This window comes from Paraburkholderia sp. J10-1, from assembly GCF_905220165.1.
Lineage (GTDB): Bacteria > Pseudomonadota > Gammaproteobacteria > Burkholderiales > Burkholderiaceae > Paraburkholderia.
Genome location: NZ_CAJMYW010000004.1, coordinates 368,675 through 388,852 on the forward strand (window position 1 = coordinate 368,675; position 20,178 = coordinate 388,852).

At 65.4% G+C, this 20,178-nt stretch carries 20 protein-coding genes; 15 read left to right on the forward strand and 5 right to left on the reverse strand.

Annotated elements, in window-relative coordinates:
• Positions 1-249 precede the first annotated feature (249 nt).
• From U5A65_RS16820 to ptsP, 7 genes are all read left to right on the forward strand, one after another.
• Positions 250-588 (forward strand): P-II family nitrogen regulator, encoded by a 339-nt coding sequence (locus tag U5A65_RS16820; protein ID WP_028201804.1) that lies wholly within the window; start codon positions 250-252, stop codon positions 586-588.
• Positions 589-640: 52 nt separating this feature from the next.
• The gene (locus tag U5A65_RS16825; RefSeq protein WP_321907586.1) at positions 641-2,137 is read left to right on the forward strand and encodes an ammonium transporter; all 1,497 of its coding nucleotides are present in this window, start codon (positions 641-643) and stop codon (positions 2,135-2,137) included.
• Positions 2,138-2,528: 391 nt separating this feature from the next.
• Positions 2,529-3,818 (forward strand): glutamate--cysteine ligase, encoded by a 1,290-nt coding sequence (gshA, locus tag U5A65_RS16830; RefSeq protein ID WP_321907588.1) that lies wholly within the window; start codon positions 2,529-2,531, stop codon positions 3,816-3,818.
• Between the two features lie 101 nt (positions 3,819-3,919).
• The gene (gene gshB, locus U5A65_RS16835; protein ID WP_321907589.1) at positions 3,920-4,873 is read left to right on the forward strand and encodes a glutathione synthase; all 954 of its coding nucleotides are present in this window, start codon (positions 3,920-3,922) and stop codon (positions 4,871-4,873) included.
• 431 nt (positions 4,874-5,304) lie between these two features.
• A complete protein-coding gene (locus U5A65_RS16840; protein WP_321907591.1) occupies positions 5,305-5,901 on the forward strand; it encodes a PTS sugar transporter subunit IIA in 597 nt (198 codons plus the stop codon).
• 85 nt (positions 5,902-5,986) lie between these two features.
• A complete protein-coding gene (locus U5A65_RS16845) occupies positions 5,987-6,256 on the forward strand; it encodes an HPr family phosphocarrier protein (RefSeq protein ID WP_028201809.1) in 270 nt (89 codons plus the stop codon).
• 212 nt (positions 6,257-6,468) lie between these two features.
• Positions 6,469-8,208, forward strand: a complete 1,740-nt coding sequence (ptsP, locus tag U5A65_RS16850) for a phosphoenolpyruvate--protein phosphotransferase (RefSeq protein ID WP_321907594.1) — start codon at positions 6,469-6,471, stop codon at positions 8,206-8,208.
• Positions 8,209-8,290: 82 nt separating this feature from the next.
• Here ptsP and U5A65_RS16855 read toward each other — a convergent pair whose 3' ends face one another.
• The 3 genes from U5A65_RS16855 to gpmA all read right to left on the reverse strand — a co-directional run bounded on the left by U5A65_RS16855 (position 8,291) and on the right by gpmA (position 11,907).
• On the reverse strand, positions 8,291-9,052 hold the full coding sequence (locus tag U5A65_RS16855) for a molybdopterin-synthase adenylyltransferase MoeB (RefSeq protein ID WP_321907596.1): 762 nt from the start codon (positions 9,050-9,052) through the stop codon (positions 8,291-8,293).
• Positions 9,053-9,229: 177 nt separating this feature from the next.
• Positions 9,230-10,813, reverse strand: a complete 1,584-nt coding sequence (locus U5A65_RS16860; protein WP_321946838.1) for a S41 family peptidase — start codon at positions 10,811-10,813, stop codon at positions 9,230-9,232.
• A 344-nt stretch (positions 10,814-11,157) separates the two neighbouring features.
• Entirely contained in the window at positions 11,158-11,907 is a 750-nt protein-coding gene (gpmA, locus tag U5A65_RS16865) for a 2,3-diphosphoglycerate-dependent phosphoglycerate mutase (RefSeq protein ID WP_321907599.1), read from the reverse strand.
• 211 nt (positions 11,908-12,118) lie between these two features.
• On the opposite strand from gpmA, the gene U5A65_RS16870 reads away from it, so the two are divergent.
• The 5 genes from U5A65_RS16870 (at position 12,119) to U5A65_RS16890 (ending at position 15,159) form a co-directional block, all read left to right on the forward strand.
• Positions 12,119-12,544 carry a rhodanese-like domain-containing protein gene (locus tag U5A65_RS16870; protein WP_042270087.1) on the forward strand — a complete coding sequence of 142 codons (426 nt, stop codon included), beginning with the start codon at positions 12,119-12,121 and terminating at the stop codon, positions 12,542-12,544.
• Positions 12,541-12,801: a glutaredoxin 3 gene (gene grxC, locus U5A65_RS16875; RefSeq protein WP_321907600.1), complete on the forward strand. Its 261-nt coding sequence runs from the start codon at positions 12,541-12,543 to the stop codon at positions 12,799-12,801. Before U5A65_RS16870 ends, grxC begins: the two co-directional genes overlap by 4 nt.
• Positions 12,802-13,041: 240 nt before the next feature.
• Positions 13,042-13,506 carry a protein-export chaperone SecB gene (gene secB / locus U5A65_RS16880; protein WP_133185322.1) on the forward strand — a complete coding sequence of 155 codons (465 nt, stop codon included), beginning with the start codon at positions 13,042-13,044 and terminating at the stop codon, positions 13,504-13,506.
• A gap of 46 nt (positions 13,507-13,552) precedes the next feature.
• Complete coding sequence (locus tag U5A65_RS16885; protein WP_321907603.1) at positions 13,553-14,551, forward strand: NAD(P)H-dependent glycerol-3-phosphate dehydrogenase; 999 nt, start codon at positions 13,553-13,555, stop codon at positions 14,549-14,551.
• A 74-nt stretch (positions 14,552-14,625) separates the two neighbouring features.
• Positions 14,626-15,159, forward strand: coding sequence for an O-acetyl-ADP-ribose deacetylase (locus U5A65_RS16890; RefSeq protein WP_321946839.1), 534 nt, complete (start codon positions 14,626-14,628; stop codon positions 15,157-15,159).
• An 8-nt stretch (positions 15,160-15,167) separates the two neighbouring features.
• Here the strand turns inward: U5A65_RS16890 and trmL are convergent, their stop codons facing one another.
• Both trmL and U5A65_RS16900 read right to left on the reverse strand, forming a co-directional pair.
• Complete coding sequence (trmL, locus tag U5A65_RS16895) at positions 15,168-15,638, reverse strand: tRNA (uridine(34)/cytosine(34)/5-carboxymethylaminomethyluridine(34)-2'-O)-methyltransferase TrmL (RefSeq protein WP_321907606.1); 471 nt, start codon at positions 15,636-15,638, stop codon at positions 15,168-15,170.
• Between the two features lie 42 nt (positions 15,639-15,680).
• Positions 15,681-16,442 carry a ComF family protein gene (locus U5A65_RS16900; protein ID WP_415765073.1) on the reverse strand — a complete coding sequence of 254 codons (762 nt, stop codon included), beginning with the start codon at positions 16,440-16,442 and terminating at the stop codon, positions 15,681-15,683.
• Between the two features lie 168 nt (positions 16,443-16,610).
• Between U5A65_RS16900 and U5A65_RS16905 the strand changes: the two genes are divergently transcribed.
• From U5A65_RS16905 to coxB, 3 genes are all read left to right on the forward strand, one after another.
• Positions 16,611-17,606: a methyltransferase domain-containing protein gene (locus U5A65_RS16905; protein ID WP_321907608.1), complete on the forward strand. Its 996-nt coding sequence runs from the start codon at positions 16,611-16,613 to the stop codon at positions 17,604-17,606.
• Positions 17,607-17,873: 267 nt separating this feature from the next.
• On the forward strand, positions 17,874-18,350 hold the full coding sequence (locus U5A65_RS16910) for a DUF2244 domain-containing protein (RefSeq protein WP_158756827.1): 477 nt from the start codon (positions 17,874-17,876) through the stop codon (positions 18,348-18,350).
• Between the two features lie 89 nt (positions 18,351-18,439).
• Complete coding sequence (gene coxB, locus U5A65_RS16915; protein WP_321907610.1) at positions 18,440-20,092, forward strand: cytochrome c oxidase subunit II; 1,653 nt, start codon at positions 18,440-18,442, stop codon at positions 20,090-20,092.
• Positions 20,093-20,178 lie beyond the last annotated feature (86 nt).

Here is a 20,178-nt window from a genome sequence, read left to right on the forward strand (position 1 = left end):
CGCGCCGCGCCCCTCAAGGCGCGGACCGGCATTGTCCACGGCTTTGGGCGCGCTTGCATCGAAGTCCATCAGATCGGCGTTGCAGACCGGGTGCAGCATATTGGCACGGGTGTTGCTACTACTGCCCCGCGCACCGAACGACGGTTGGCTCACGGTGCGCCAGCGGGGCGGTTACGCATCATGCGCCGCTCGCAAGGCGCCCGTTGCAGAAGCAAACAAAGGTATGAAGCAAACCACAGCGAGGACTACATGAAACTGATTACAGCAATCATCAAGCCCTTCAAGCTCGATGAGGCGCGCGAAGCCCTCTCGGCAATCGGCGTGTCGGGGATCACGGTGACGGAGGTGAAAGGCTTCGGTCGCCAGAAGGGGCACACCGAGCTGTACCGCGGCGCGGAGTATGTCGTGGACTTTCTGCCGAAGGTGAAGATTGAAGCCGCCGTGGCCGACGACATCGTCGAGCAGGCCATCGAGGCGGTCGAACGCGCGGCCCGCACGGGCAAGATCGGCGACGGCAAGATTTTCGTCACGCCGATCGAACAAGTGATCCGCATCCGCACCGGCGAGACCGGCGCCGACGCACTGTAAAGCCCGCAGTAAGGCCTAAAGAGACCGAGACAAGAGGAAAGAGGAAACCGAGATGCGCAAACTTTTGATGTCCCTGATGATGGCTGGCTCGCTGCTGGCCGGCGGCGTCGGCGCCGCGCTTGCGGACGACGCATCCGCGCCCGCCGCGGCTTCCGCACCGGCGGCCGCCGCTTCGGCGCCTGACGCAACGGCCGCCGCACCGGCTTCGGCGCCTGCCGCCGACGCCGCTTCGGCACCGGCAGCCGCCGCCAGCGCCCCGGCAGACGCATCGGCTGCAGCCGCAGCCGCCGCGCCCGCCGCACCGACCGCGCCGTTCTCGGTCGATTCGTCGAAGATCAATTCGGGCGACACCGCCTGGATGCTGACTTCCACCGCGCTCGTGCTGTTCATGACGATCCCGGGCCTCGCGCTGTTCTACGGCGGCATGGTCCGCAAGAAGAACGTGCTCGCCACGCTCATGCAAAGCTTCGCGATCACCTGCGTGGTCACGGTGATCTGGACGGTGGTGGGCTACTCCATCGCGTTCACGCCGGGCGGCTCGTTCATCGGCGGCTTCTCGCGCATCTTCCTTGAGGGTATGAACTACATCAAGGGCGACAAGGCGACGACGCTCACCGTGAGCCACCTCGCGCCGACCATCCCCGAGACCGTGTACTTCGTCTATCAGATGACGTTCGCGATCATCACGCCGGCGCTGATCACCGGTGCGTTTGCCGACCGCATGAAGTTCTCGGCGATGCTCGTGTTCATGTCGCTGTGGTCGATCATCGTCTACTCGCCGATCGCGCACATGGTATGGGAACCGACCGGCTGGCTCGCCAGCGCCGGCATCCTCGACTTCGCAGGCGGCACGGTCGTGCACATCAACGCCGGTATCGCGGGTCTGGTGTGCTGCCTCGTGCTCGGCAAGCGGGTTGGCTACGGCCGCGAAGTGATGGCTCCGCACAACCTCACGCTCACGCTGATGGGTGCGGCCATGCTGTGGGTGGGCTGGTTCGGCTTCAACGCGGGTTCGGCAGTCGCGGCTGACGGCCGTGCCGGCTTCGCGATGCTCACGACGCAAATCGCTACCGCCTGCGCAGCACTCGGCTGGATGTTTGCGGAGTGGATCGCCAAGGGCAAGCCTTCGGTGCTCGGCATCGCTTCGGGCGCAGTGGCTGGTCTCGTGGCAGTTACGCCGGCATCGGGCTTCGTCGGTGTGCTCGGCGCGATCGTGATCGGTGTGGTGGCGGGCGTGGTCTGCTTCTGGTCGGCTACGTGGCTCAAGGGCAAGCTCGGCTACGACGATTCGCTCGACGCATTCGGCGTGCACGGCATCGGCGGCATCATCGGCGCGATTCTGACCGGCGTGTTCGCGGTGAAGGACATCGGCGGCGCGGATGGCAGCATCGTCCTGCAGATCAAGGGCGTGCTCACGACCCTCATCTACAGCGGCGTGGTGAGCTTCATCCTGCTGAAGGTGATCGACATGGTCATGGGCCTGCGCGTTTCGGAAGAAGACGAGCGCGAAGGTCTGGATGTGGTTCTGCATGGCGAGCGCGTGGAATAAACGCGCCGTTCTCGACGGTTTGATCTAGCAGGGCAGCAAGCAGCGACCTGGGCCCGCCTTTTCGGCGGGCCCTTTTCTTTTTGGGGCTGTGTTGGGGCCGGAGTGGGCCCGCGCGCAGGGCGACGCGCAAGGGAATAAGCGTCCCGCCCGCGCGTTCGCATAGTGCCCCTTCAATCCGTGTGCCCAATTGCGCCGGGCGGCGCGGGCGGTCCAGAATGGATATCCGGCGTGAATATCCGCACGGGCGGAACCGGCAATTGACCCTACTGCACTGAAGGGATTTCATGACGGAGTTCATGAGGGCAGATCCGTCTTGCAACTGGCGCAATCGTCCCCAGATAACCGACCGGTTTCCCTACAATCAAAGCATTTTGTCTGCGAGTCACCCCTTATGGTCCCGCATCTGGTTACGGCGTTGAATGGCCCGCTCCTCGAGCTGGAGCAGCGCATCCTCGACGCGACGCCGGCCATCGAGCGCTGGTTCCGCCTCGAATGGCAGGAGCACACGCCGCCGTTCTACGCTTCGGTCGACCTGCGCAACGCCGGTTTCAAGCTCGCGCCCGTCGACACCAACCTGTTTCCCGGCGCCTTCCACTGCTTGCCGCAGGAAGTGCTGCCGCTCGCCGTGCAGGCGGCCATGGCCGCCATCGAAAAGATCTGCCCGGACGCCAAGAACCTGCTCGTGATTCCGGAGATGCACACGCGCAACGCGTTCTACCTGGAGAACGTCGCACGCCTCGCCACGATCATGCGCCAGGCGGGCCTGAACGTGCGCTTCGGCACGCTCGACGACACCATCGCCGGGCCGGTGACGATTTCGCTCGCGGACGGCCAGAAGATCGTGCTCGAACCGCTCGAGCGTTCGCAGCGGCGCCTCGGTCTGAAGAACTTCGACCCGTGCTCGATCCTGCTGAATAACGATCTTTCCGGCGGCATTCCGCCCGTGCTCGAAAACCTGCACGAGCAGTACGTGCTGCCGCCGCTGCACGCGGGCTGGGCGGTGCGCCGCAAGTCCACGCACTTCTCGTGCTACGACGACGTGGCGAAGAAGTTCGCGAAGATGGTGGGCGTGGACCCGTGGATGATCAATCCGTACTTCGCGCACGTGGAAGGCGTGGACTTCGAGGCGCGCACGGGTGAGGAGCAGCTCGCCACCGCCATCGACGCCGTGCTCAAGAAGATCGCGAAGAAGTATCGCGAGTACGGCATCACCGAAAAGCCCTATGTCGTCATCAAGTCCGACGCCGGCACGGACGGCCGCGGCGTGATGACGGTGCACGACGCCTCGGAGGTCGCCGCACTCACGAAGCGCGAACGTGCGAAGATGTCGGCCACGAAGGACGGGCTCGAAGTGCGCGACGTGATCGTGCAGGAAGGCGTCTACACGTTCGAGCATATCGGCGACGAAGTGGCCGAGCCGGTCGTGTACATGATCGACCGCTACGTGGTGGGCGGCTTCTACCGCGCGCACGGCAGCCGCGAGCGCGACCAGAACCTGAACGCGCCGGGCATGCACTTCGTGCCGCTCGGCTTCGAGCACACGGCGCTGCCCGACACGCGCGCGAAAGCGGGCGCGGCGCCGCCGAACCGCTTCTACATGTACGGCGTGGTGGCGCGGCTCGGTTTGCTGGCGGCGTCGGTCGAGCTGGAGAAGACCGACCCCGAGGCGATCCAGGTCTGACCGGCACCTACACCTCGTCCGTCATTATTCGGACAATTCAACGCAGCGCCCGCCCCGTGCGGGCGTTGCCGTCATGACACCAGGGACAACGCAGGGACGATATGGACATTCTCTTCATCGCCGATCCGCTCGAACGGTTCAAGATCTACAAGGACTCGACCTACGCGATGATGGCCGAGGCCGCGAAGCGCGGCCACACGCTTTTCGCGTGCGAGCCGCAGCACCTCGCATGGGTGAACGGCCAGGTCGAAGCCGATGTGCGGCGCTTCGAGATCGTCGGCGATACGGCGGACCTGCATCGTGAAACGTGGTTCAAGGACTCGCCCGATGCGCGCGCGCTCACGGGCTTCGACGCCGTGATCATGCGCAAGGACCCGCCGTTCGACATGGAGTACGTGACGTCCACATGGCTGCTGGAGATCGCCGAGCGCGCGGGCGCGAAGATCTTCAACAAGCCGCAGTCGATTCGCGATCACTCGGAAAAGCTCGCCATCGGCGAGTTTCCGCAGTTCGTCGCGCCTACGCTCGTCACGCGCAGCGCGGCGCGCCTGCGCAAGTTCCACGAAGAGCATCAGGACGTGATCCTGAAGCCGCTCGACGGCATGGGCGGCATGGGCGTGTTCCGCGTGAAGGCGGACGGCATGAACCTCGGCTCGATCATCGAGATGCTGAGCCATGACGGCGCGCGCAGCGTGATGGCGCAGAAGTTCATCCCCGAGATCAAGGCCGGCGACAAGCGCATTCTGCTGATCGGCGGCGAGCCGGTGCCGTACTCGCTCGCGCGCATTCCTCAGGGCAATGAGGTGCGCGGCAATCTGGCGGCGGGCGGACTGGGCGTCGCGCAGCCGCTCACGGCGCGCGATCTGGAGATCGCGAAAGCGCTCGGCCCGACGCTCGCGGCTCGCGGCCTGCTGCTCGTGGGGCTCGATGCCATCGGCGACTGGCTCACCGAGGTCAACGTCACGAGCCCGACGTGTTTCCGCGAAATCATGGAGCAGACGGGCTTCGACGTGGCCGCCATGTTTATCGACGCGCTGGAGCGTGCGGCGGCCTGAGCTGGGTTTGGCCCCGAAACGTTGGCCGGGGCGCATTTGAAGGCCGCACCTGGAATGCGCACTTGAAAGCCGCATGTATGGCGGCATCTGCCGGCTGTGGGCGTCTTGCAGGGCGGGCGCTACATCAAGACCTTGGCTGGCGGGCAGTTTCGGACCACGAAAGGTCGCGTACTTGCCTGGCGTTTGTGAATCGCGCGCGACACCTGTCGCCGCTGTGAGCAAAACCGCCTCGCGTGCGCGAAAATGACCCTGCTACAATGCCGCGAGCCCGCGTTCCGGGCTGGCGAGCCTGCGTCGTAAAGCGATCTGGCTGCCGCGCGGCGCGTGTTCCGACCCTGCGAGCCCACGGCTGGCCGCAGGCTCGGCGCTGCAGGACGCGATTGACGAAACGTCCCGGCATCAACTGAGCCGTTTTTTGCAGTCAAGCTGACATGGCAGGGATTCTGATCATTGCGCACGCACCGCTCGCCACCGCGCTACGCGAGTGCATCGCGCATATCTATGGCGGTTGTCCGGCGCGTATCGGCGCGCTCGACGTGCTCCCCGACAGCGACCCGGCTGAAGTGGTCGCCAAAGCCAATTCGGAGATCGAGCGCTTGCGCGAGGATAACGGCGCGCTCGTGTTGACCGACATGTTCGGCGCTACGCCTTCGAACATCGCGGCGCGTCTTGCCACGGTGCCCGAGGTGCGCGTGCTGGCCGGCGTGAATCTGCCGATGCTGGTGCGCGCCGTGTGTTACCGCGCGACGCCGCTCGACACGCTCGTCGAAAAGGCGCTCGCCGGCGCGAGCAAGGGCGTCCAGACGATCGGGCCGACCATGCCGCCCGTTGCGGCCGCGGCGAGCGAATGCGGCTGCCCGCCCGCGCCCTGCGCCGAAGGCGCTGCCGACGCGACCAAGCTCGCCGCAACTCAGCCCCCCAATCAGGCCGCAGGCCAGGGCGCAAGCCAACCGGCCGCGGCAACGCTAGGCGCGGCTTGTACAGGCGGCGTCGCGGCGGGCGTATTGAGGCCGGCAGGCGCCGCCTGAAGCCGCGTCGCGGCACCAAAAGCCAACAACAAGGCACACCGAAAGACCCCAGTCACACTTCCACACACTGCGTCCGGATCGACCTATGCTGCAACAAGAAACGACCATCGTGAATAAACTCGGCCTGCACGCGCGGGCGTCGGCGAAGCTGACGCAGCTCGCAGGCAACTATCAGGCGGAAATCTGGATGAGCCGCAACGGCCGCCGCATCAACGCCAAGAGCATCATGGGGGTCATGATGCTGGCGGCAGGTATCGGCAGCACGGTGATGATCGAAACCGAAGGCCCCGACGAGGCCGACGCCATGAGCGCGCTGCTCAAGCTGATCGCCGACAAGTTTGGTGAAGGTCAGTAAGACGCGCACGGTCGTTGCGCCTTGCTTGAAACGCCGCGGTTTGCCGCGGCGTTTTCATTGGTGCGCCGGGCACTGCAGCACAACGCCGCAGTAAGGCGCGAACAGGTACGCATGGCCACATTTGGCCGCGCCGGAATTTATAATCATCGCCGGGGTCTGAGAGAGCGCATTGCAGCGGTTTGCCGCAGCATCAAATAACAGAGGAGGTGCGCGTGCCGTTCACGCTGCATGGAATTCCCGTATCACGCGGTATTGCCATCGGGCGAGCGTATCTGATCGCCCCGGCTGCGCTCGACGTCGACCACTACCTCATCGAGCCCGCGCAGATCGAAGACGAAATCGTGCGCTTTCGCGCCGCGCTTCAGGCCGTGGAGCTGGAGCTCGACACGCTGCGCGCCGACCTCGCCGCCGACGCCCCTTCCGAAATGGGCGCGTTCATCGGCGTGCACCTCATGATCCTGAACGACGTGATGCTCGTGCAGGAGACCATCGACCTCATCCGCACGCGCCGCTTCAATGTGGAGTGGGCGCTTACCGAACAGCTCGAACGCCTTTCGCGCCACTTCGACGACGTGGAGGACGAGTACCTGCGCGAGCGCAAGGCCGATATCGAACAGGTCGTGGAGCGCGTGCTGAAGTCGCTCGCGGGCGCCATGCCCCCGTCGCTGCACGGCGGCTGCGACGAGATGATCGTCGTCGCGCACGACATCGCGCCTGCCGACATGCTGCAGTTCAAGGGGCAAACCTTCCAGGGCTTCGTGACCGATCTCGGCGGGCGCACCTCGCATACGGCCATTGTCGCGCGCAGTCTGGGCATTCCGGCGGCCGTCGGTATGCAGCAGGCGAGCGCGCTGATCCGTCAGGACGATCTCATCATCGTCGATGGCGATCATGGCGTCGTGATCGTCGATCCCGCACCCATCGTGCTGGAGGAGTACACCTACCGGCAAAGCGAGATGGCGCTCGAGCGGCGCAAGCTCCAGCGCCTGAAGTTCTCGCCCACGCAAACGCTGTGCGGCGCGAAGATCCAGCTCTACGCGAACATCGAGCTGCCCGACGACGCGCAGGCCGCGCTCGACTCCGGCGCGACGGGCGTGGGTCTCTTTCGCACCGAGTTCCTGTTCATGAATCACAAGGACCACTTGCCGGAGGAGGACGAGCAGTTTGCGGCCTACCGCCGCGCGGTGGAGCTCATGAACGGACTGCCCGTGACGATCCGCACGATCGATGTGGGCGCGGACAAGCCGCTCGACGCCATGAGCGGCAGTGACGGCTTTGAGACGGCCGCGAACCCCGCGCTCGGCCTGCGTGCGATTCGCTGGAGCCTTTCCGAGCCGCAGATGTTCCTCACGCAGTTGCGTGCGATCCTGCGCGCCTCGGCGTTCGGTTCGGTCAAGATCCTGATTCCGATGCTCGCGCACGCGCAGCAGATCGATCAGACGCTCGACCTGATCCGCGAGGCGAAGCGCCAGCTCGACGACGCCGGTTTCGCCTACGACCCCAACATCCAGATCGGCGCGATGATCGAGATCCCGGCGGCGGCGCTCGCGCTGCCGATGTTCCTGCGCCGTCTCGACTTCCTCTCGATCGGCACCAACGACCTGATCCAGTACGCGCTCGCCATTGACCGGGCCGACAACGCGGTGGCCGAGCTGTACGATCCGCTGCATCCGGCCGTGCTGCAGCTGATCGCCCATACGCTGCGCGAGGCGAAGCGCGCAGGGGTGCCGGTTTCGGTGTGCGGGGAAATGGCGGGTGACCCGGCGTTTACGCGCTTGCTGCTCGGCATGGGGCTCACCGAATTTTCGATGCATCCGAGCCAGTTGCTCGTGGTGAAGCAGGAGATCCTGCGCTCGCAGCTCAAGGCGCTGGAAAAGCCGGTGTCGGAAGTGCTGGCCGCTTACGAGCCCGAGGAGTTGCAGGCGGCGCTGCAGCGTGTGGCGCAAGCCTGAACCTCTCCATGCGCACACACGCGCAAAGGCAAAAAAGCCCCGGCAGGTCCGGGGCTTTTTTGTGTCCAGGTTCTTGAGCGCATCACGCGTGCCGGTGCCGCTCGCCGCACACCGGGCAATCGGGCTGGCGCGCCACGCGCATCGTGTTCCACTCCATGCGCAGCGAGTCGAGCATCATGAGCCGCCCGACGAGCGGCGCGCCGATGCCGCCAATCACGCGCAGCGCCTCGGCCGCCTGCATCGCGCCGATGATGCCCACGGTGGGCGCGAACACACCCATCGTCGAGCACGCCACTTCCTCGAAGGGTTGATCTTCGGGGAACACGCAGGCGTAGCACGGCGAGGCCTCGTCGCGGAAGTCGAACGTGCTGATCTGCCCGTCGAAACGCAGTGCCGCGCCCGAGACGAGCGGCACGCCGTGCTTCACACACGCGCGGTTGATCGCGTGGCGCGTGGCGAAGTTGTCGGTGCAGTCGAGCACGACAGTCGCGCCCGGCACGTGTGCATCGAGCCACGCGTCGTCGATGCGCGTTTGCAGCGCGTTCACCTTCACCTCGGGATTCAGGCGCGCGATGGCGTCGCGGCCCGACTCGACCTTCGCGCGGCCCACCGACGCCGTCTCGTGCATGATCTGCCGCTGCAGGTTGGTGAGGTCGACCGTGTCGTTGTCGACGAGCGTGAGCGTGCCGACGCCCGAGGCCGCGAGATACATGGCCGCCGGCGAGCCGAGGCCGCCCGCGCCCACGACGATGGCATGTGCGTTCAGAAAGCGCTGCTGCGCCTCGATGCCGATCTCGTCGACGAGGATATGGCGGGAGTAGCGAAGGAGTTGGTCGTCGTTCATCGCGATGCGCTTGCTCGATGGCGCTGCGATGGACCTCGAGAGCCCGAATGGCTCTGAATGGGGAAGCGCGCGCCGGGGAAATTCCGTGCCGTTATTGTAACGACGCCAGCGGCTGGAGGAGGGGCGGCCTCGCGACCGGCGCACAAGACGCGCGGGTCGCGAGGCGGGTACGGCGTGTTACTTGGCCGGCGCCGGAGCGGAGGCCGGCGCGGCAGCGGAGCCCGGAGCCGGCGCCATGATGAGGGCGCCCGGCTTCACCGCGATCGGCGCGGAAGCCGAGGTCGGCGGCTTCTGCTGCGCGAGGCGGCGCTCCATCGGCGACTTCGACTCGGTCACCGGCTTGCCTTGCAGCTTGTTCAGCGCCTGCTGGAGCATGAAGTCGTCGGTGGAACCGAACTCGACTGGCTTGCGCTCGCGATCCTTCTGGCGCTGCTCCGGCGTCTTCTTGTCGTTCTGCTCTTCGAGCTGGCGCAGCATGTCCATGCGCTCCTGCTCGCGCACTTCCTGCTCCTTCTTCTCGTCCGGGTCCTGCGTGTTGGCGAGGTGGTTCTGGTAGTCCACTTCGCGCGTGACGAGTGCGTCGTCCGGATCGCCGTCGGAGTACTGGTCGACCGCGATGTCAGGACGGATGCCCTTGTTCTGGATCGAGCGGCCGCTCGGCGTGTAGTAGTACGCCGTGGTCAGGCGCAGCGCCGTGTCGGCCGTCATCGGGCGCACGGTCTGCACCGAACCCTTGCCGAACGTCGTCTTGCCGACGATGAGGGCACGCTTGGAGTCCTGCAGCGCGCCCGCCACGATTTCGGAAGCCGACGCCGAGTAGGCGTTGGTCAGCACGATCATCGGCACCGTCTTGAACTCGGCCGCCTCGCCCTTGAGCGGGTCGCCGTCGAACGACGGCAGACGGTAGTTCTCGTAGGTGTCGCGGTAGACCTGCTTCGAGTCCGGAATCTGGCCGTTCGTCGAAACGACGACCGAATCCGGCGGCAGGAACGCGCCCGCGACGCCCACGGCGCTTTGCAGCAGGCCGCCGCCGTTGTTGCGCAGGTCGAGGATGATGCCCTTGAGGTTAGGCTCCTGGCGCGCGATGTCCTGCAGCTTCTGGGCGAGGTCGGGGACCGTGCGCTCCTGGAAGCTCGTGATGCGGATATACGCGTAGCCCGGCGCCACGATCTTCGACTTCACGCTCTGCACCTTGATGATGGCGCGCGTGATGGTGAGCGGGAAGGTGCGGTCGTCGGTCTTGCGGAAGATCGTGAGCGTGACCTTGGTGCCCGGGTCGCCGCGCATCTGCTTGACCGCCTGGTCGAGCGTCATGCCGCGCACCGGCTTGTCGTTGATGCGCGTGATGAGGTCGCCCGGACGAATGCCGGCGCGGTACGCGGGCGTGTCTTCGATGGGGGAGATGACCTTGATCAGGCCGTCTTCCGACGAGATTTCGATGCCGAGGCCCGCGAAGCGACCCTTGGTCTGCTCCTGGAGCTCCTGATAGTCGGTCTTGTCGAGATACGACGAGTGCGGGTCGAGGCTCGACACCATGCCCTTGATGGCGGCGGTGAGAAGCTTCTTGTCGTCGACCGGGGTGACGTACTCATGCTTGATTTGACCGAACACTTCGGCGAAGAGCCGCAGCTGGTCGAGCGGCAGCGGTTCGACGACCGTCTGCTGGGTTTGCTGCGCCTCGGCGGAAATCTGCAGGGTGGCAAATACGCCGGTCGCGAGGCCAGCGGCGATCAGGCCGATATTTTTCAGGTTCTTTCGCATAGAGTATGTTGCGTGCGGTCGAAAAGGCGCGTGGCAGCGTCTATTGGAAAAGCGACGGACAAGTATAACTGCACACCCGCCGTGGCTGTGTATAAGGCGCGTACGATGGGACTAAGACAGTGCGGCCGGCACCTGGTTCGCAAACCGTGTGCCGTCAATCCAGTGCTGGCGCGGTGCTGGCAGGGCGCTGGCAATCTTGCCAGCCAGGACCCGAAAAGCGGAAAAGGGGAATGTGCAACGAATTGCGGAGGCCGCCGGTCCGTCGGGCCGGCGGCTGCCTGAACGTACCAGGCACGTGAACGAGGCACGGCCGGGACGCGGCCGATAAAGGAAAACGCGGACCCTTAGCCTGCCTTCTTGCCCTGGTTCGCGACAGCGGCCTGCGCCTTCGCGATGGCTTCGGCGTCGCCCAGATAGTAGTGCGTGATGGGCTTGAGGTTCTCGTCCAGCTCATAGACGAGCGGCACGCCGTTCGGGATGTTCAGCCCGACGATGTCGTCATCCGAGATGTTGTCGAGGTACTTCACGAGCGCGCGGATCGAGTTGCCGTGCGCGGCGATCACCACCTTCTTGCCCGCCTTGATGGCCGGTGCGATCGACTCGTTCCAGATCGGCAGCACGCGCGCGACCGTGTCCTTCAGGCACTCGGTGAGCGGCAGTTCCTCGCGCGGCACCCTGGCGTAGCGCGGATCGTTGTACGCCGTGCGCGAGTCGGTCGGCTCGAGCGCGGGCGGCGGCGTGTCGTAGCTGCGGCGCCAGACCAGCACCTGCTCGTCGCCGAATTTTTCGGCCGTTTCGGCCTTGTTCAGGCCCGAAAGCGCGCCGTAGTGACGCTCGTTCAGGCGCCACGAGTGGACCACGGGCAGGTACATCTGGTCCATCTGGTCCTGCACGTGCCAGAGCGTGCGGATCGCGCGCTTGAGCACCGAGGTGTAGGCGATGTCGAACGTGTAGCCGGACTCCTTGAGCAGCTGGCCTGCCTGCTGCGCTTCGCGGTTGCCCTGCTCGGTGAGGTCGACGTCCACCCAGCCGGTGAAGCGGTTTTCCTTGTTCCACGTCGATTCGCCGTGGCGGATGAGTACGAGTTTGTACATGAGGATGCCGGTCGGTAGTGAAGGAAGCGGTAATCGGGGACGGGAGGCGCAACGCCGCGGCTACACCATGGCGGCCGTCCAGTCCGGCGGGCTGCACGCCCGGGCTGGGGGGCGGTAACCCTGCGACAAACGGTTATTTTATAATGAGCGGATTGCCCGAACCCGATTTCGCACGATTTCTCTGACTTTCCCTTTTTCCGGCGGACCCTCCGTGACGTTCTTCACCAATTACATCAACCTTGTACTCATCGCGATCGTCCTCATCTCAGGAGGGTTGCTCCTGTGGCCGACGCTCAAGCGCGGCGGCCGCGGCGGCGTTTCGACCGCCGAGGCGACGCAGCTCATCAACCGCCGCAATGCCGTGGTGGTCGACCTGCGTCCCGCGGGTGAATTCGCGAAGGGCCATCTTCCGTCGGCGCGCCAGGTTGAATTTGGCGAACTCGAGACGAAGATCGGCCAGCTCGTGAAGAACAAGAGCAACCCGGTGTTGCTGGTCTGCCAGACGGGCCAGCAGTCGCACAAGGCGCTGCGCCTCGTGAAGGACGCCGGTTTTGCCGAGGTCCACGTGCTGGACGGCGGCGTGAACGCCTGGCAGCAGGCCGGAATGCCGGTCGTGAAACAAGGAGGTTCGAAGTGAGCAAAGTGGTCATGTACAGCACCCAGGTGTGCCCGTATTGCCAGATGGCCGAGCGTCTTTTAAAGTCGCGCGGCGTCGAACACATCGAGAAAGTGCTGATCGACCGGGACCCGGCGCGGCGCGAAGAGATGATGACGCGCACCGGCCGGCGTACTGTGCCTCAGGTTTTCATCGGCGAGACGCACGTGGGCGGTTACGATGACCTCTCCGCGCTCGACCGTGCGGGCGGCTTGACGCCGCTGCTCGAAACCGTCTGAGGTTAGAGGCGCTGAGCCCAGGCTGATTCATAGCCTGATTAGCAGCCACGATCGCCGTGGGACCTCGTCCGCGGGCGGGCTGCGCAGCGTGGCGTAGCGACGCAGGGTTTCGGCCCGCGCGAGCCAGCGAGGCTTGCGCGGGCCTGTTGCCGTTCATTGCCGTAGTGCGGCGCATTTTCGGGACTTCGAGATGTCGCGATAATGCCGCCGTGATCCATTCAATCAGGGAAGCCATACACCATGTCTGACGAGAACAACCAGCCGTTCTTCAATATCCAGCGCATCTACCTCAAGGACATGTCGCTCGAGCAGCCGAATTCGCCGGCCATCTTCCTTGAGCAGGACATGCCTTCGGTCGAAGTGGAAGTCGACGTCAAGGCCGAGCGCCTCGCCGATACGGTGTTCGAGATCATCGTCACCGGCACCGTCACGGCCAAGGTCAAGGACAAGGTTGCGTTCCTGATCGAAGCCAAGCAAGCCGGCATTTTCGACATCCGCAACATCCCGGCCGAACAGGTCGATCCGCTCGTCGGCATCGCCTGCCCGACCATCCTGTTCCCGTACCTGCGCTCGAACATCGCCGACGCGATCACGCGTGCAGGCTTCCCGCCGATCCACCTGGCCGAGATCAACTTCCAGGCGCTCTACGAGCAACGCCTGCAGCAACTCGCCCAGCAAGACGGCGCAAGCAGCGCGACGCACTAAAGCGCGCGTTGATCGTTTCCACGAACTACCGGTGCGGAGTATCGGAATGAACATCGCCGTTCTCGGCGCCGGAGCGTGGGGCACCGCGCTGGCAGGGCACCTCGCCCAGGCGCATCACACGCTGTTGTGGGCGCGCGATGGCGCGCTCGTCGACACCTTGCGCAAGACGCATGAAAACGCCCGCTATCTGGCGGGCGTTGCGCTGCCCAAGTCTCTCGAATACGAAACCGATCTCGCTGCCGCGCTCGACCATGCTTCGGGCGAGGCAGATCTCGTCGTGCTCGCCACGCCCGTGGCGGGCCTGCGCGGCATGCTCTGCACGCTGCGCGACATGGGCCGCGTGCCCGCGCACTTCGTCTGGCTCTGCAAGGGCTTCGAAGCTGAATCGCAACTGATGCCGCATCAGGTCGTGGCCGCCGAACTGCCCGGCCACGCGAGCAACGGCGTGCTGTCGGGGCCGAGCTTCGCGCGCGAAGTGGGCGAGGGCCTGCCCGTCGCGTTGACGGTGGCAAGCACCTCCGCCGACTGCCGCGAGCGCACGCTCGCCGCGTTCCATCACCGCGCCATGCGCATCTATACCGGCGACGACGTGGTCGGCGTCGAGGTGGGCGGCGCGGTCAAGAACGTACTCGCGATCGCGACCGGCATCGCCGATGGCCTGGGCCTCGGCCTGAATGCACGCGCCGCGCTCATCACGCGCGGCCTCGCGGAGATGACGCGCCTTGGCGTTACGCTCGGCGGGCGTGCGGAAACCTTCACGGGGCTCACCGGCCTCGGCGACCTCATTCTCACGGCCACGGGCGACCTTTCGCGCAATCGCACCGTGGGCAAGCAACTCGCGAGCGGCCGCACACTCGACGACATCCTCGGCGCACTCGGCCATGTGGCCGAAGGCGTGCGCTGTGCGCAGGCCGTGCTGGCACTCGCGCGCGCGCATGGCATCGAGATGCCGATTACCCAGGCGGTATGCGCCGTGCTGTTCGACGGTGTCACGCCGCGCGACGCCGTGAGCGCGCTGCTGCGGCGCGACGCGAAGGCGGAGTAGGGCGCTTCGGTCCTGCTGCGCTTTGCGTGAACTACGCTCGTATTGCGTGGGACCCGAGCGCAAAGGAGGACTGTATGCTGACCATCGGAAAGTGCCGCATCGAGGCGCAGGCCGTCGACATCACCACGTTGAAGGTCGATGCGATCGTCAACGCCGCGAACGGATCGCTGCTCGGCGGCGGCGGCGTGGATGGCGCGATTCATCGCGCCGCCGGGCCGGACCTGCTGCGCGAGTGCGAGACGCTGAACGGCTGCCCGACCGGCGACGCCAAAATCACTGGCGGCTATCGCCTTCCCGCGAAACACGTGATCCACACCGTGGGCCCCGTCTGGTATGGCGGCGGCCGTGATGAAGCACATCTGCTGGCTTCGTGTTACCGGCGCTCGCTCGACTGCGCGCGCGAGGCGGGCGTGGCGAGCATCGCGTTTCCGGCAATCAGTTGCGGCATCTACCGTTTTCCCGCCGACGAGGCGGTGAAGACTGCAGTCGCGACTGTGATCGACGCATTACCCAAATCGCCCGCGCTCGAGCATGTGATCTTCGCGTGCTTCGACAACGCGATGCTCGCGCGCTACGAGGATGAACTCGCGGCGCGGGGCAACGCGTAGCATTTGCTCTATTCGCCCCCTTCGAACCCGGCCTGACGCCACGCTTCGAAAACCACGACCGCGACCGTGTTCGAGAGATTCAGGCTGCGGTTGCCAGGCCGCATCGGCAGCCGTACGCGTTGTGGCGTTTCGAAGCGCTCAAGCACTGCATCGGGCAGGCCGCGCGTTTCCGCGCCGAACACGAACCAGTCGCCGGGCTGGAAGGCGTGCGAGTGAAAGCGGCCCGAGCCTCGCGTCGTGAACGCGAACATGCGTGCTGCATCCGGTGCTTCTTTGGCGATGAAGGCGTCCCAGTTGGCGTGGACGTGCATCTGCGCGTATTCGTGGTAATCGAGGCCCGCGCGGCGCAGCTTCGTGTCGTCGAGGGGGAAGCCGAGCGGCTCGATCAGATGCAGCCGCGCCCCGGTGTTCGCGCACAGGCGAATCACGTTGCCGGTGTTCGGCGGAATTTCGGGTTCGACGAGAACGACGTTGAACATGGCGATAAAACTCTCTCGATGTCTTGAATAGTGTGAGGCCGATCAGTCTTTCGGCGTGCGCAGTGCGACAAAATTCGTCACGCGCCGTGCGCCGGCGGCTTTGAGCGTACGTGCGAGCGCGTCGAGCGTAGCGCCCGAAGTCATCACGTCGTCGACCACGCCCACATGTTGGCCGCAAAGTGGCCGCGTGAGCGCGAACGCCCGGCCAACATTGCGGCGGCGCGTTTCGCGATCGAGCTTCGATTGCGGCGCCGTATGCAGAATGCGTCGGACGAGCGTGGCGTCCGCGTGCGTGCCCAGGCGCCGTGCGAGCGGCCGCGCGATCTGCCAGGCCTGGTTGTAGCCGCGCTCGATCAGGCGTTCGCGCGAGAGCGGCACCGGCACGACGATCTCGGGCATGCCCTGTTCGTCGGACATATCTTGTGCGGCGAGCGCGAGGCGTCGCGCGAATTCGTCGCCGAGCGCGAGGCGCGCACGAAACTTCAGGCCCCGGGCGAGCAGGTCGAGCGGCGCGCGATAGTCGGCGAGCGCGAGCGTCGCGTCGAATGCGGGCGGCGCGTCGACGCAGGCCTCGCAGCGGTAGCGTGCGCGCGCCGCCGCACCGCGCCTGTGCGCGAGCGGCATGGCGCAGACCGCACAGCGCAGCCGTGGCTCATTCCAGTACGCCGCATCGCAGCACACACAGAGCGTGGCTCGCGTCAAATTGCCGCATAATGGGCACAGATTGGGCAGCACGAAGTGGGCAAGCCGTGACGGCAGCGCCCGCGCCTGTCGACAGACGCGCGCAACAACCGCATGACGAATGCGGTGCGGTGCGTGGTCCGAAGCGGTCGGCGTGACACGCGGTGGATTGCGTGGCTCACGTGAAATAGGGCGCGGCGGCATCGAAGGACGGCCCGGGCAGCGGGCTCGCGTGACTGAAAGGAAAGGAGTGAGCGAGTATACTTCGCAGACTTCGCCAATACGACCGACATGTCCCCGTCTCCCGCAAGAACTGGCCGTCCGGACTATGACACCCGGCACCTGCGGCGCATCTTCGATCGCCGCGCGGCGACTTTCGACGACGTTGCGTTCCTGCCGCGTGAAATCGCGCAACGCATGCGCGAGCGCCTCGAATACATCAAAGTGAATCCCGCGGCCGTGCTCGACATCGCGTGCGGCCAGGGCGACGATCTGCCCGGCTTGCGCGAGCGCTTTCCCGAAGCGCCCGTGTTCGGCACCGATCTCTCCCTCGCCATGCTGCGCCGCGCCCGCGAGCACGACGCCCCCGACACGAGCTGGCGGCGCTTTCTGCCCGCATCGGTTGGCCGCGCGCTCGGCTCGCGCGGTCCGCGTGTTGCGCAGGCCGACTTCGCGGCACTGCCGTTCGCGCATGACGCGTTCGAACTGCTGTGGTCGAATCTCGCACTGCATTGGCATCCGCGCCCCGACCTCGTGTTCGGGGAGTGGCAGCGCGTGCTCAAGGTCAACGGGCTGCTGATGTTCAGCACGCTCGGGCCCGACACGCTCAAGGAGTTGCGCGGCGCGTACGCCGAGGTCGAAGCCGCGCACGGCGTGCCGACGCGCGCGCACGTGATCGATTTCGTCGACATGCACGATCTTGGCGACATGCTCGTCGAGAACGGCTTCGAGATTCCGGTGATGGACCAGGAAACGCTCACCATCACCTACAAGACGCCGGAAAAGCTGCTCGCCGATGTGCGCCGCTGGGGCGCGTATCCGTTCGAGCGCCACGGCGATGGCGAGGGTGAAAGCGGCGGTACGCACGGCGCGCGGCGCCTGCACCGTGCGCTCGTGGCCGCGCTAGAGGCGCGCCGCCGTACGGATGGGCCGCACGCGGGCACGATCCCGCTGACCTTCGAGATCATCTACGGCCACGCGTGGAAGGCCGTGCCGCGCATGACCGCCGAAGGCCATGGCATCGTGCGCATCGAAGACATCGGCCGGGGTCCGGCAAGGAATCGGTAACGTGGTAAGGGGGCTTTCGTTATGCCTGAAATTAGCGCCTGAAAAGCCCCTGGAAAATGCTTGAAAAATCGCTGCAAGGCCTGTCTGGCATGGGTTTGCGGGCGATTGATGCTTGCTTGTGAGGGCTGGGGATCGCGCCTATAATGCGTCAGTTTGCTGCACGGAAGGGTCCCCAAAATCCATTGTGGCAAGTCCAGATGTTCCCGTAGTTGTGCGCGGCGCAGCGCGGCGATAGTCTGGCGAAGTTGCAAGTGGGGGAGGCGAGCGATGCAGGCGCCTGATCTGCTGGCGAGTCCGGAGCCGGTCCTGAAAGACTGGACCATGAAGCGCAACTGTTCGGTTTCGCCCAGGCAATTCGTGTTCTTCTATGTTTCGCTGGCGCTGGTTTCCATCGCGATCGCCGTTCTGTTGTTGATCCACGGCGCCTGGCTGGTTTTGCCGTTTACCGGTATCGATCTGTTGGTAGTAGGCGGCGCTTTTGTCATTTATGCGCGCCATGCTGTCGATTACGAACGTATCAGGCTTTATCCGAACCGGCTGGTGATCGAACAGATGAGCGCCGACGCGCTCACGCAGTTCGAATTCAATCCCCGCTGGGTCCGGGTCGAGCCGGGCGCGACCCCACGCGACCCGGTGCGTCTCGTGTCCCGCGGTCAGGCGGTCGCTGTCGGGTTGCATCTGCCGCAATATCGGCGTGCGCAGTTCGCGCGGGAACTGCGTGCATGGCTTGCGCGCGCGGGTTAATGCGCGGCGCGTGAGTTGGCCGGTTGGCGGTATGAGCGTCCCAGGGGGCGCCCTGGTTGCAAAACCTTCCTGCGGGGTCGAGGGTTTGAATGGAAATTATGGGTAAGGAAGCTATGAAAACAATCAAGCGAGCCCTCCAGGGCGTGCTGGCGTGCAGCGGATTCCTCGTCGCCGGCGCGGCACTCGCAGTCGGAGACAGCCCAGGCGGCCCTGCGGTGAACGAGATCAATTTTCAGCCGCCCGTCACGCGCATCGCCGAAGAGCTCTACAGCCTCCACATGATGATGCTGCTCTTGTGCGCCGTGATTTTTGTCGGCGTGTTCGGCGTCATGTTCTATTCGATCTACGCGCACCGTAAATCGAAGGGCCACAAGGCGGCTCACTTCCATGAGAGCACCACGGTCGAAATCATCTGGACGGTGGTGCCGTTCATCATCGTCGTGCTGATGGCGCTGCCCGCCACCAAGGCCGTCGTGGCGATGAAGGACACGTCCAACGCCGACCTCACCGTGAAGGTCACGGGCTACCAGTGGAAATGGGGCTACGACTACGTGAAGGGGCCGGGCGAGGGCATCAACTTCCTCTCCACGCTCAGCACGCCGCGCTCCGAGGTGAACAACCGGGTGCCGATCACCGATACGTATCTGCAGGAAGTCGACAATCCGCTCGTCGTGCCGGTGAACAAGAAGATCCGCATCATCACGACGGCCAACGACGTCGTGCACTCGTGGTACGTGCCCGCATTCGGCGTGAAGCAGGACGCAATTCCGGGCTTCGTGCGCGACACGTGGTTCAAGGCCGACAAGGTCGGCACCTATCGCGGCTTCTGTACCGAACTGTGCGGCAAGGAGCACGCATTCATGCCGGTCGTGGTCGAGGTGCTCTCCGACGACGACTATGCAAAGTGGGTCGATACGCAAAAAGCGAAGATGGCCGCCGCCAACGACGACCCGAACAAGACCTACACACTGGCCGAGCTCAAGGAGCGCGGCGAGAAGGTCTATGCGTCGAACTGCGCGGTGTGCCACCAGCCCACCGGCAAGGGCGCGGGCGCGTTCCCGGCGCTCGACGGCAGCAAGGTGGCCAATGGCCCGGTTGCCGAGCACGTGAGCATCGTCCTGAAGGGCAAGAACGCCATGCCTTCGTGGGCGCCCACGCTCAACGACGTGGAGATCGCCTCGGTCATCACGTACGAGCGCAACGCGTGGGGCAACCACACCGGCGACATTCTGCAGCCGCGCCAGGTGGCCGACGCGCGTAACGGCAAGATGCCCGAGGGCGGCGACCATACCGCCGCGGCAGGTGCGGGCGGCGCGAGCGACGCGGCTGCGGCGAGCGGCGCGCAAGAGGCTAGCGGCGCTGCCGAAGCGAGTGGGGCCAGCGGTGCGGCAGCGGCAAGCGGCGCTGAACAGGCGCCGAGCGCGGCGGCACTGCCGGCAAGCGTGTACTTCGAAGTGGGCAAGAGCACGCTGCCCGCCGATGCGAAGGACGCCATCCAGGCTGCAGCCGACTACGCGAAGGCGCATCCCGACGCGAAATTCACGCTCTCGGGCTACACCGATGCGAGCGGCAACGCCAGCACGAATGCGGACCTCGCCAAGCGCCGCGCGCAAGCCGTGCGCGACGCGCTGAAGGCGGCAGGCATTGCTGAAGACCACATCATTCTGAAGAAGCCGGAAACGATCACGGGCGGCGCGAACGCGAAAGAGGCGCGCCGGGTGGAGATCAGCGCGGCGGCCTGAGCGGTCGCCACGCCAGTACGGCAAGCAGCACAGACGCAGGACAAGCGCTGCGCGAGCACATAACAAAGCAGGCAAACGCTGCAGCA